General features: G+C 71.4%; 14 protein-coding genes. 2 read left to right on the top strand and 12 right to left on the bottom strand.

Going from position 1 to position 11,817, the window contains the following annotated elements:
- The coding region (locus RT323_RS13800) for a Sua5/YciO/YrdC/YwlC family protein (protein WP_313409545.1) at positions 1-147 on the bottom strand (147 nt) is incomplete at its 3' end.
- Between the two features lie 122 nt (positions 148-269).
- Between RT323_RS13800 and RT323_RS13805 the strand changes: the two genes are divergently transcribed.
- Positions 270-1,166, top strand: coding sequence for a DMT family transporter (locus tag RT323_RS13805; RefSeq protein WP_313409524.1), 897 nt, complete (start codon positions 270-272; stop codon positions 1,164-1,166).
- Here RT323_RS13805 and RT323_RS13810 read toward each other — a convergent pair.
- From RT323_RS13810 to rpmE, 5 genes are all read right to left on the bottom strand, one after another.
- The gene (locus tag RT323_RS13810; RefSeq protein ID WP_313409526.1) at positions 1,135-1,626 is read right to left on the bottom strand and encodes a hypothetical protein; all 492 of its coding nucleotides are present in this window, start codon (positions 1,624-1,626) and stop codon (positions 1,135-1,137) included. The two genes, RT323_RS13805 and RT323_RS13810, sit on opposite strands and share 32 nt — an antisense overlap.
- A 9-nt stretch (positions 1,627-1,635) precedes the next feature.
- Positions 1,636-2,181 carry a CDP-alcohol phosphatidyltransferase family protein gene (locus tag RT323_RS13815; protein ID WP_313409527.1) on the bottom strand — a complete coding sequence of 182 codons (546 nt, stop codon included), beginning with the start codon at positions 2,179-2,181 and terminating at the stop codon, positions 1,636-1,638.
- A gap of 95 nt (positions 2,182-2,276) precedes the next feature.
- Complete coding sequence (gene prmC, locus RT323_RS13820; RefSeq protein WP_313409529.1) at positions 2,277-3,122, bottom strand: peptide chain release factor N(5)-glutamine methyltransferase; 846 nt, start codon at positions 3,120-3,122, stop codon at positions 2,277-2,279.
- The gene (gene prfA / locus RT323_RS13825) at positions 3,119-4,183 is read right to left on the bottom strand and encodes a peptide chain release factor 1 (protein ID WP_313409531.1); all 1,065 of its coding nucleotides are present in this window, start codon (positions 4,181-4,183) and stop codon (positions 3,119-3,121) included. Before prfA ends, prmC begins: the two co-directional genes overlap by 4 nt.
- An 81-nt stretch (positions 4,184-4,264) precedes the next feature.
- The gene (rpmE, locus tag RT323_RS13830) at positions 4,265-4,474 is read right to left on the bottom strand and encodes a 50S ribosomal protein L31 (protein WP_313409533.1); all 210 of its coding nucleotides are present in this window, start codon (positions 4,472-4,474) and stop codon (positions 4,265-4,267) included.
- A 155-nt stretch (positions 4,475-4,629) separates the two neighbouring features.
- Here rpmE and RT323_RS13835 point away from each other — a divergent pair, with 155 nt between their 5' ends.
- On the top strand, positions 4,630-4,947 hold the full coding sequence (locus tag RT323_RS13835; protein ID WP_313409534.1) for a hypothetical protein: 318 nt from the start codon (positions 4,630-4,632) through the stop codon (positions 4,945-4,947).
- Between the two features lie 15 nt (positions 4,948-4,962).
- Here the strand turns inward: RT323_RS13835 and RT323_RS13840 are convergent, their stop codons facing one another.
- From RT323_RS13840 to RT323_RS13865, 6 genes are all read right to left on the bottom strand, one after another.
- The gene (locus tag RT323_RS13840) at positions 4,963-5,445 is read right to left on the bottom strand and encodes a glutathione peroxidase (protein WP_313409536.1); all 483 of its coding nucleotides are present in this window, start codon (positions 5,443-5,445) and stop codon (positions 4,963-4,965) included.
- A gap of 85 nt (positions 5,446-5,530) precedes the next feature.
- On the bottom strand, positions 5,531-7,543 hold the full coding sequence (gene rho, locus RT323_RS13845) for a transcription termination factor Rho (protein WP_396172405.1): 2,013 nt from the start codon (positions 7,541-7,543) through the stop codon (positions 5,531-5,533).
- Between the two features lie 153 nt (positions 7,544-7,696).
- Positions 7,697-8,575, bottom strand: coding sequence for a homoserine kinase (gene thrB, locus RT323_RS13850; protein ID WP_313409537.1), 879 nt, complete (start codon positions 8,573-8,575; stop codon positions 7,697-7,699).
- Positions 8,572-9,636, bottom strand: a complete 1,065-nt coding sequence (thrC, locus tag RT323_RS13855; protein WP_313409539.1) for a threonine synthase — start codon at positions 9,634-9,636, stop codon at positions 8,572-8,574. Before thrC ends, thrB begins: the two co-directional genes overlap by 4 nt.
- On the bottom strand, positions 9,636-10,958 hold the full coding sequence (locus RT323_RS13860) for a homoserine dehydrogenase (RefSeq protein ID WP_313409541.1): 1,323 nt from the start codon (positions 10,956-10,958) through the stop codon (positions 9,636-9,638). The genes thrC and RT323_RS13860 overlap by 1 nt, the downstream gene beginning before the upstream one ends.
- A gap of 91 nt (positions 10,959-11,049) precedes the next feature.
- A partial coding sequence (locus RT323_RS13865; RefSeq protein ID WP_313409543.1) for an MFS transporter occupies positions 11,050-11,817 on the bottom strand: 768 nt, incomplete at its 5' end.

The raw sequence follows: 11,817 nt of genomic DNA on the forward strand, positions 1-11,817 counted from the left end.
CAGGCGGGCGACCGCCGCCGGGTCGAACGCGTCGGCCGCGATGCCGTAGACGGTGTCGGTCGGGAGCACCACGAGCGCGCCGTCGCGCAACGCCGCGCTGGCGGCATCGACCGCGGCGTCGAGCTCGGTGGAGCAGTCGAACCTCATGCGCCCAAGGTTAGTGGGCGGCCGACTGCACCCACGCGTGCGCCCGCGCGGCGAGCGATCGTTACGATCATCTCGATGCGATCTCTCACCGCGGCGGTGCTGCCTCGGACGGTGCGGCCGCGATGAGCCCCTCCCCCGCGCTGGCGGCCTCACTCGCCCTGCTGTCCGCCCTCGGCTTCGCCTTCTCGACCTCGTTCCAGCACCTGGCCGCGGGGCGCGTGCAGCTGACGGTCACGCACCCCCTGCTGGTGCTGCTGCAGCTGCTGCGCAGCCCTCGCTGGCTCGCCGGCAGCACGATCGGCCTCACGGCGTGGCTGCTGCACGCGGTGGCGCTGAACCTCGGCACGCTCGCGCTCGTGCAGCCCCTCATCCTGCTGGGTGTCGTCCTGGCCGTCCTGGTGCGATCGGGGCTCGACCGCCGGTGGCCGCGCAACCACGAGCTGATCGGCGTGGCCGTGACCATCGCCTCGCTCATCGCGGTGGTGTCCGTGGCGGACACCAGCCATGAGGGACGTGCCGCACCGACCGGCTGGATGCTGGCCGTCGCCGGCACGGGCGTGGTCATCGCGCTGGTCGTCACCCGGTTCGCGAACCAGATGCCGCGCCGCGGCGTCGCCGCGTTCGTGCTGGGCATGACGGCGGGCATGCTCTTCGGCATCACGGCGTGCCTCATGAAGGTCGTCGGGCAGGCCATCTCCGACCACGGCTTCGTCGGGTTCCTGGCGACGTGGTCCCCCTGGGTCCTGCTCAGTTGCGCCCTGCTCGCGATGTCGCTCAACCAGCGCGCCTACCAGCTGTCGCGCCTCTCGCACTCCATGCCGGTCCTGAACGTGACCTCGGTGCTGTTGTCGATCGTGCTCGGGGCGCTGCTGTTCGACGAGTCCCTGCCCACGTCGCCGCTCACCCTGGCGATCCAGGCCGTCGGCCTCCTCGGCATCGCGTGGGGCCTGTTCCGCATCGCGGACGCGGGCGCATCGAGCCGACGCGTCAGTGACTCACCGCGACGATCGGCCACGTGATGGCGGCGAAGCGCACGAACCGGCCCACGAAGACCGCGAGCGCGAACAGGTAGACGTTCTGGCGCGACAGGCCGGCCAGGACGGACACCGCGAGCAGCGGAGGTATCCCCAGGACCGCAGCCGCCAGGATCGTCAGCGACCCGCGCCAGCGATGGCCGAGCCACGTCAGCAACACGGCGCCGGTCCGGCGCGTCCAGCGCCCGAGACCGGTACGCGGCTCGCGGCGGGGCTTGCTGACCGCCCCCACACGACGACGCGAGCCGCCCCGTCGCGCGGCCTCGAAGATGAGCACCTTGCCGGCCACCGTTCCCAGGGTGAGGGCCGCGGTGGAGATCCAGGCCAACCAGGGTTCGGTGGCCGCCGCGACGACACCGACGTAGACCTCGGCGTTGAACACGGGGACGAGTGCCGACAGCGTCCCGTACCCGAGCGCCGCGGCGATCGTCAGGAGGGCGGCCACGGCGACCCGTCAGGCCTCGACGCGGCCACTGGCGAGGCGCGCGACGCGGACGGCGCTCGCGATCTTGACGCTGATCTGCACCACGACGATGACCATCGCGAGGGCGATGTTGCCGACCAGGACCGCCACGATGATCCCGACGTTGTTGAGCGCCTTCGCGGGATGGGACCAGTTGTAGCGGAACACGGTCGGGTCGACCTGGCCGAAGTAGTTCGGGCTGACGATTGGCCACAGCAGGAACGACAGCGACAGCACCTGGTCCAGGACCATGAAGTTCAGCAGGAAGATCGCGATCGGCACGGCGAGGTCCGGCTGGACCACGATCAGTCCCGCGGCGAGCAGCCCCGTGTTGAGCCGGTCGCTGCAGATGTCCAGGACGGCGCCGGCCCGCGTCTCCTGGTCGAGCACCCGGGCCGCGAGCCCGTCGAGGCTGTCGCCGATCCAGTACGTGAGGTACCCGGCGACCAACCACGGAACGGGCGAGTCAGCCAGCAACGCCACCACCGCGAGCGCGGCCGCCGCGGTGGTCCTGACGACCGTCACGAGATTCGGCACGGTCCGGAACGGGCCCGGCCCGGGAAGGTGATGCGTCGGAGACGCTGCGTGACCCACCGGGCCAGACTAGGGGCCGGCGCGGTCCGCCGCGCCGGTCAGGGGCGACGAGCCGTCACGAATCGCGGCCGATCGGCGAGGTCGCGGTGATCGCGCACCTCGGCCCAACGAGCCGTGAAGACCGCCGGCGCGGACTCGCCCTGGGCATCGGCGTGCTCGGCGCCGACCGCGCCACCGGGACGCAGCAGCCGCCAGGCCACCGACTCGACGACCCGCATCGCATCCAGACCGTCGTCGCCGGACCACAGCGCCAGCTGGGGGTCGTGGTCGCGCGCCTCGGGCGCGACCGACTCCCACGCGTCGAGCGGGATGTAGGGCGGGTTGACCACGACGACGTCGACCCGGCCGTCCAGCTCGGGGAAGGCGTCGGCCATGTCGCCGCGGCGCAGGTCCACTCCCGTGCCGTCGAGGTTGCGCAGCGCCCAGCCGTACGCGGACTCGTCCAGCTCGACGGCGTGCACCCGGGAGTCGGGCACCTCGTTCACGATGGACAGCGAGATGGCGCCCGAGCCGGCGCACAGCTCGACCACGACCGCGGGGCGGCCTCGCGCAGCCTGGGCGGCGCGGGCCTCGTCGATCGCCCAGCCCGCCAGCAGCTCGGTCTCGGGGCGCGGCACGAACACGCCCGGTCCGACCTCGAGGTCGACGTACCGGAACGCCGCCCAGCCGGTGATGTGCTGCAACGGCACGCGCCGGGCCCGCGCGTCGATCATCTCGAGGTACGTCCGTCGCTGGACGTCGTCGACCCGCGCCGTGAGGGTCAGCAGCGCCCGGGGTGTGCCGGTCACATGGCTGAGCAGCGCCTCGGCATCGTGGCGCGGCGACGCGACCCCGGCCTCCTCGAGGCGGGCGGTGGACTCCTCGAGCAGGCGTCGCGTGCTCACTGACCGCCCTCCAGCGCCGCGAGGCGATCGGCCAGGTCGGCCTCGACGAGCGAGGCGATGACGCCGTCGAGAGCGCCGTCGATGACCTGGTCGAGGTTGTACGCCTTGAAGCCCGTGCGGTGGTCGGAGATCCGGTTCTCGGGGAAGTTGTACGTCCGGACGCGCTCGGAGCGGTCGACCGTGCGGATCTGCGAGCGGCGCGCATCGGCGGCGTGCGCGTCCGCCTCGGCCTGGGCGGCGTCGAGCAGGCGCGCGCGCAGGATCCGCATCGCCTGCTCCTTGTTCTGCAGCTGCGACTTCTCGTTCTGGCAGCTGACCACGATGCCGGTCGGCACGTGCGTGATCCGTACGGCCGAGTCGGTCGTGTTGACGCTCTGGCCACCGGGCCCCGACGAGCGGAACACGTCGATGCGCAGGTCGTTGTCGTTGATCTGGACGTCGACGTCCTCGGCCTCGGGAAGCACCAGGACTCCCGCGGCAGACGTGTGGATCCGGCCCTGCGACTCGGTCACGGGCACGCGCTGGACGCGGTGCACGCCACCCTCGAACTTCAGCAGCGCGTAGGGCGCCTCGCCCGGGGCGGGCGTGCCCTTGGCCTTCACGGAGGCGGTGACCGACTTGTAACCGCCCAGGGCGGTCTCGGTCGCGTCGAGGATCTCGACCTTCCAGCCGTGCTGTTCGGCGAAGCGCGTGTACATGCGCAGCAGGTCGCCGGCGAACAGGGCGGACTCCTCGCCGCCCTCGCCGCCCTTCACCTCGAGGATCACGTCCTTGGCGTCCGCGGGGTCGCCGGGCACCAGCATCCGCTCGAGGCGCTCGGCCAGCTCGGGAACACGGCGCTCGAGCTCGGCTGCCTCGTCCTGCATGTGCAGCTCCTGCGCCGCGACGAGGTCCTCGCGGGCCTCCAGCCAGTCGCGGTAGGTGCGCACGATCGCGGTCAGCTCGGCGTAGCGGCGACCCAGGTCGCGGGCCAGCCGGGGATCGCCGTGCACGGCGGGATCGGCCATGCGCTGCTCGAGCTGGCCGTGCTCCTCGATCAAGGCCTCGACGGCTTCGAACATGACCCCACCTCCTTCACCTGCGTCCGGACACGACAACGGCGCCGGCCCACCGCGTGCGGAGGGACCGGCGCCGGAGAAGTCCTACTTCTTGTTGCCGTAGCGCTTCTCGAAGCGGGCGACGCGTCCGCCGGTGTCGAGGATCTTCTGCTTGCCCGTGTAGAACGGGTGGCAGGCCGAGCACACGTCCGCGCGCAGGGTGCCCTCGGTCGCGGTGCTGCGCGTCGTGAACGAGTTGCCACAGGTGCAGGTGACCTGGGTCTCCACGTACGTGGGGTGGATGTCCTTCTTCATGATGTCCTCTCGTATGGCCGCCGGGTCAGAGCGCGGGCCGCCCCGTGAACCGGAACCAAGGATCGATTGTGCCATTCGGCTCTGGCATAACCCAAATCGGGTCGCGTCTGTTCCCCGATGCCGAAACCGGACGGGTACCGCATACTATGTCCACCATGGGGGACACTTCCGGACGACTCAAGACCATCGCCATCTCCGTGGCGCTGCTCGTCGTGGTCGGAGCCTCCAGCCTGTACATCGCCAGCGAGTACGGCACGAACCGCGCGATCACCGTGCTGGTGGCGGTCGCGCTGATCGCCGGCCTGACCTGGCTGATCCTGACGATCGTGTCGATCGTGGCCGCCACCGGCGTGCGGCGCGACCGCAGCGACGGCGCCCTGACGAACGAGCAGCGGCCCGTCCCGCGGCGGGCGCCGATCATGCCCGACGCGCCGCGCGCGACCGGCCGCCGCCGCAAGAACCCCGACGCCTGAGCCGCGCCGCCGGGCTCAGGGCGCCAGCAGCTCCTCGATGTCCTTGGCGATCTCCCGCGGATGCGTCGTCGATCCGTAGCGCTTGACCACGTTGCCCTCGGGATCGACCAGGAACTTCGTGAAGTTCCACTTGATCGCCCCGCCCAGCACGCCCGACTTCTCGCTCTTGAGCCAGCGGTAGAGCGGATGCGCATCCTTGCCGTTGACGTCGACCTTGGCGAACATCGGGAACTCCACGCCGAACTGCGACTCGCAGAACGTGGCGATCTCGTCCTCGGTGCCCGGCTCCTGGTGCCCGAACTGGTCACACGGGAACCCCAGCACCACGAATCCGCGATCGGCGTACTGCGCGTAGAGGTCCTGCAGCGGCCCGTACTGCGGGGTGAACCCGCACTGTGATGCGGTGTTGACCACGAGCGCGACCTTGCCGCGATAGTCGGCCAGTCGCTGGTCGGTGCCGTCGATGGTGGTGGCGTTGAAGTCCCAGGCGCTCGTCATGCCTGCGAGCCTAGCGACGAGGGCCCGGTCCCCCATCGGGAACCGGGCCCTCGAGGCTCAGCGGTGGCGGCACGTGCCGCCGCGGTCAGCTCTGACCGTCGTTGGAACCGCCGGGCATCGTCTTGTTGAGCTCCATCAGGAACTCGACGTTGTTCTGCGTCTTCTTGAGCTTGCCCAAGATGAGCTCGAGGCCCTGCTGGCCCTCGAGGCCCGACAGCAGGCGACGCAGCTTCCACACGATGGCGAGCTCGTCGCGGGCCATCAGCAGCTCCTCGCGGCGCGTGCTGGACGCGTCGACGTCGATCGCCGGGAAGATCCGCTTGTCGGCGAACTCACGACGCAGGCGCAGCTCCCAGTTGCCCGTGCCCTTGAACTCCTCGAAGATCACCTCGTCCATGCGCGAGCCGGTCTCGATGAGCGCGGTCGCGAGGATCGTCAGCGAGCCGCCGTCCTCGATGTTGCGCGCGGCGCCGAAGAACTTCTTCGGCGGGTACAGCGCCGAGGAGTCGACACCACCGGACATGATGCGTCCGGAGGCGGGCGCCGCCAGGTTGTAGGCACGACCCAGGCGGGTGATGCCGTCCAGCAGCACGACGACGTCGTGCCCCAGCTCGACGAGGCGCTTGGCGCGCTCGATGGCCAGCTCGGCGACCGTGGTGTGGTCGGCGGCGGGACGGTCGAACGTCGAGGCGATGACCTCACCCTTGACGGTGCGCTGGAAGTCGGTGACCTCCTCGGGACGCTCGTCCACCAGGACGATCATCAGGTGGCACTCGGGGTTGTTCTCGGTGATCGCGTTGGCGACCTGCTGCATGACCATCGTCTTGCCGGCCTTGGGGGGCGAGACGATCAGGCCACGCTGGCCCTTGCCGATCGGCGAGACGAGGTCGATGACCCGACCGGTCAAGCCGCCGGCCTCGCCCTCGAGGCGCAGGCGCTCGGACGGGTAGAGCGGCGTCAGCTTGGAGAAGTCGACGCGGCGCTTGGCCTCGTCGGCGTCCATGCCGTTGACGCTCTCGACCTTGACCATCGGGTTGAACTTCTCCTTGCGCTCGCCCTCACGGGGCTGGCGCACCTGGCCGGTGATCGCGTCTCCGCGGCGCAGGTTGAGCTTGCGCACGAGCGACATGGCGACGTAGACGTCGTTCTCGCTGGGCAGGTAGCCCGTGGTGCGCACGAAGGCGTAGTTGTCGCGGATGTCGAGGATGCCCGCCGCCGGGACGAGCACGTCGTCCTCGGTGAAGGTGGGATCGGACTCGATCCCGCGGGTGCCGGTGCCGGCGCCGCGGTTGCGCCCGCGACGGTTGCGGCGACGGCCACCCTCGTCGCCCTGGTCGCGATCGCCCTGGTTCCGGTTGCGGTCACCCTGGTCGCGATCGCCCTGGTTCCGGTTGCGGTCACCCTGGTCGCGATCGTTGCGATTGCGCTCGCCCTGGTTGCGGTCGCCCTGACGGTTGCCGTCCTGGCGACCCTCACCCTGGCGACCGTCGTCCTGACGGTTGGCGTCGCCCTCGCGGTTGCCGTCGCCCTGGCGCTTGCGGTTGCGCTCGCCCTGGTTGCGGCCGCCATCGCGATCGCGCGGCTCACGCTGGCGCTTGTCGCCCTGGAGCTTGTCGCCGGAGTCGTCGGACTGCTCGGACTTCTCGTTCCGGTCCGACTTCTCGTTCCGGTCCGACTTCTCGTTCCGGTCCGACTTGTCGTTCTGCTCGAGCGCCTCGGTGGTGGCGGCCGGCGTGGCGACGTCGCTCGTGGCCTGCGCGGCCGGCTGGTCGTCGCTCTTGGGGGCGGGCGGGCCGGCCTTCTTGGTCGCGCGGCCGCGGCGCGGTGCCTTCGGCTCCTCGGCGACCTCGGGCAGGGTGTCCTGGCTGGCGCGGGGCGCCTCGGCGGGCTTGGTCTCACCGCGAGCGGCCTTGATGGCGTCGATCAGCTGGCCCTTGCGCATCTTGGCGGCACCGTCGATGCCGAGGCCGGCGGCGATCTCCTGGAGCTCGGCGATCACCTTTCCACCGAGCGCACCCCCGGACTTGCGGGGGGCCTTCGCGGGGGCCTTCTCGGCACCATCCGCGGGAGTGGGATCGACCGTGGTTGATTCCGTCACACGTTGTCCTTTATCGGGAGGCCACATTCCCTGTCTCGGCGCTCAGTCAGAGGACTGACGTCGCGTACAGGAGCGCCCGTATCGGCCGGGCTCAGAAGTGGCGTGGTGTCGGGGAGAGAAACTCGACTCCGACGTCTTCACTGTAACACGCACTCACACCGTGAGGTGAGCACCTTCGGGCGACACGCGCAGCTCGCGTCGCGCCCAGCCGGCGGGGGTCCACGCCTCCAATCCATGGGCGAAAGCGAGCACCGTGGGACCTGCGCCGGAGATGACCGCGGGCACCCCCTCGACCCTCAATCGGCGGACCAGCTTGTAGGAGTCGGGCATCGCCTCGGACCGGTACGACTGGTGCAGCCGGTCCTCGGTCGCGGAGATGAGTCGCTCGGGGGCCGTCGTCAGTGCCGCGACCAGCAGGGCGGCACGACCCGCCGTGAAGGAGGCGTCGCCGTGCGGCACGGAGTCGGGCAGCAGGCCCCGCGCGACCGACGTCGGCACGGGCTCGGGCGGGACGAACACGGTGACGTCGGCCTCGACGTCCAGCCGCAGCGTCTCGGCGGCGGCACCCTCGATCCACGAGATGGTGAAGCCACCACGCAGGGCGGGGGCGACGTTGTCGGGGTGCCCCTCGAGGTCGGTGGCCAGGCCGAACAGCGTCGTGTCGTCGACGCGGTCCCCTCCCCCGACGACCAGGGCGCGCGCGAGCACGACGCCGGCGGCGATCGCTGCGGCCGACGAGCCCAGCCCGCGACCGTGCGGGATCGTGTTGCGGCACGTCAGGTGCAGGCCGTCCGGGTGCTCGGAGAGCAGGTCGAACGCCGCCGACATCGCGCGGTACAGCAGGTGCGTCTCGTCACGGGGGACCTCGTCGGACCCCTCCCCCGTGATGTCGAAGGTCAGGCCGGATCCCGTGACCTCGGCGGTGACCTCGTCGAACCAGGTCAGCGCCATGCCGAGCGAGTCGAAGCCCGGGCCCAGGTTCGCGCTGGTGGCGGGAACGCGGACCGTGACCGGCCCGTCGACGAACGTCATGCGAGTCCGGCGGCCTCGGCCGCGGCGTGCACGTCGGCGTCGACCACCGTGTCGACGACGGAGCCGATCCTGGTGAGCGGCGTGTCGATGTCCTTGAGGCCATGACCCGTCACGGTGACCGTGATCGTGAGCCCGGCGGCCACCTCGCCCGCCGCTGCCGCGGCGAGCAGACCGGCGACGCCGGCGGCGGAGGCCGGCTCCACGAAGATGCCCTCGTGGCGGCCGAGCCCGCGCTGGGCGTCGAGGATCTGGTCGTCGGTGACGGCGTCGATGCGGCCACCGGACTCGTCGCGGGCGTTCTCGGCCAGCGTCCACGAGGCCGGGTTGCCGATCCGGATCGCCGTGGCGACCGTCTCGGGGTCGGGGACGACGTGACCGCGCACGAGCGGTGCGGCACCCGCGGCCTGAAAGCCCCACATCTGCGGGCGCGACGCGGCGTCGCCGGACTCGTGGTACTCCACGAAGCCCTTCCAGTAGGCACTGATGTTGCCGGCGTTGCCGACGGGAAGCACGTGGATGTCGGGCGCCCGGCCGAGCACGTCGACGATCTCGAACGAGGCGGTCTTCTGGCCCTCGAGGCGCATCGGGTTGACCGAGTTCACGAGGGCCACCGGGTACTCCTTGGCCAGCCCGCGCGACATGTCGAGGCAGTCGTCGAAGTTGCCGCGGACCTCGATGATGTCGCCGCCGTGCATGACGGCCTGGGCCATCTTGCCCGCGGCGATCTTGCCCTGGGGAACCAGGACGATCGGCGTCAGGCCGGCCCGCGCGGCGTATGCCGTCATCGAGGCGGACGTGTTGCCGGTGGAGGCGCACACGACGGCCTTGGCCCCCTCGGCGAGCGCCGCGGAGATCGCCGTGGTCATGCCGCGGTCCTTGAACGAGCCCGTGGGGTTGTCGCCCTCGACCTTGATCCACACGTCGCCGCGGACGATGCCCGACAGCCACGGCGAGTGGATCAGCGGCGTGCCGCCCTCGCCGAGCGACACGACGGTCGCCGCCGGATCCAGCGGGATCCGATCGCGGTACTCATGGATGACTCCGCGCCACGGGCTGGCCATCAGGACACTCCTTCGACTCGCATGACGGACGAGACCCCGCGCACCATCTCGAGATCGCGGATCTGGCCGATCGTCGCGGCCAGCGCCGCGTCGTCGGCCTCATGGGTGACGACGACGAGCTGCGCGTCGTCGCCGCGGCCCTCCTGGCGGACCGTCTTGATCGACACGTCGTGGACCGCGAACGCCTGCGCGACCGCGGCGAGCACACCAGGACGGTCGTCGACGTCGATCGAGACGTGGTAGCGGGTGCGCGCACGGCCGATGTCGAGGACCTCGACCTGGGCGTGCGCGGTCTCACCGGGGCCGAAGATGCCCTCGACCCGGTGGCGTGCCACGGTGACGACGTCGCCCAGCACGGCGCTGGCGGTGGGGGCGCCGCCGGCGCCGGGCCCGTAGAACATGAGCTGGCCCGCGGCCTCGCTCTCGACGAAGACGGCGTTGTAGGCGCCGCGGACGCTGGCGAGCGGGTGCGTGTCGGGGATCATCGCCGGGTGGACGCGCGCCGACACCGCGGTGCCGTCGGCGTTGATCTCGCAGATCGCCAGCAGCTTGACGACGCAGCCCATCTCGCTCGCGGAGCGGACGTCGGCGGCGGTGACCTCGGTGATGCCCTCACGGTGGACGTCGCCGATCGTGACGCGCGTGTGGAACGCGAGCCCGGCCAGGATCGCGGCCTTGGCGGCCGCGTCGAACCCCTCGACGTCGGCGGTCGGGTCGGCCTCGGCGAACCCGAGGCGCTGGGCGTCCTCGAGGGCATCGTCGAACCCGGCGCCCGTGGTCGTCATGGCGTCGAGGACGAAGTTGGTGGTGCCGTTGACGATGCCGAGGACGCGCTCGACCTTGTCACCGGCGAGCGACTCGCGCAGCGGGCGCACGATCGGGATCGCCCCCGCGACGGCGGCCTCGTAGTAGAGGTCGCGCTCGGCCTTCACGGCCGCCTCGTGGAGCGTGTCGCCGTCCTCGGCGAGCAGGGCCTTGTTGGCCGTGACGACGGACGCGCCGTTCTCGAGCGCGGCCAGGATCAGCTCGCGGGCGGGCTCGATCCCGCCGATGACCTCGATGACGACGTCGAGGTCGCCCCGCGTCACCAGGCCGAGGGCATCGGTGGTGAACAGGTCCGCCGGAAGGTCGAGGTCGCGTGTGCGGTCGAGGCGGCGGACGGCGATGCCGACGAGCTCGACGGGAGCACCGACGCGACGGCCCAGCTCCTCGGCGTCGCGCACGAGGAAGCGGGCGACCTCCGTGCCGACGACACCACAGCCGAGCATCGCGATGCGGATCGGGCGGGCTCCGCGAGGAGCCTCGGGCGAAGGCGTGGTCACCGGGTCAGCCTATCGGCCGCCGTCCGCCCCGGGACCGGGGGCGGAAAAGGGCAAGACGGGCGGGACGGACGGGGCGAGACGCCCCTCTTGCTCAGGGCTCGCGAAGCCGCCCACTGAGGGCCACGGCGCCGAGCGCCACCACCGGTGCCAGGCCGAGCACGACGGCGAAGGCCTGCTCGCTCGAACGGGTCAGCAGGGCGGCGAAGGCCGCACTGCCCAGGGCCAGGCCCATGGCCTGCACGACGGAGTCGTTCGTCTGCATCGCGGCACTCGCCGCCCCGTGCTCGCCCGCCGGCGCCGTCTCGAGCAGCAGCACCGACAGCGTGGACATCGCCATGCCCATCCCGAGGCCCGCGAAGGGCCACAGCAGGACGAGTGCCACCAACGGGATCGCCTCGACGAGGACCAGTACGCCGGCCAGACTGCCGACGGCGACGAGCGCGGTGCCCAACCGGACCCGGCGGTGCTTGTCGGCGAGTGCCGGCACGTTGGCGGCGAGCCAGGAGCCGCTGAACCAGAGCACGGCGCCACCGGTGAGGAACATGCCGCCCTGCGTCGGCGTGAGGCCTCGGTGCTCGACCAGCGCGAGCGGCAGATAGGCCTCGACGCCGAAGAACGCCAGCGAGGCGACGCCCCTGGTGGCGATCACCGCGGGCAGGCCCCGTCGACCGGTCCACGTCCCCTGCGGCAACAGCGGCGGGACGGCGACGACAGCGACGCCGAGCCCGACGAGCAGCAGGACCCACCAGCCCGCGAACCCTCGCTGGCCGGCGATGCTGACCGCCAGGACGGCGAGGGCACCCAGGGCGGCGAGCCCGACGCGCCGCGGGCTGAGGCGGACGTCGGCGTGAGCGCCCGG

The sequence above is a fragment of the Aeromicrobium sp. genome, from assembly GCF_032084975.1.
GTDB lineage: Bacteria > Actinomycetota > Actinomycetes > Propionibacteriales > Nocardioidaceae > Aeromicrobium.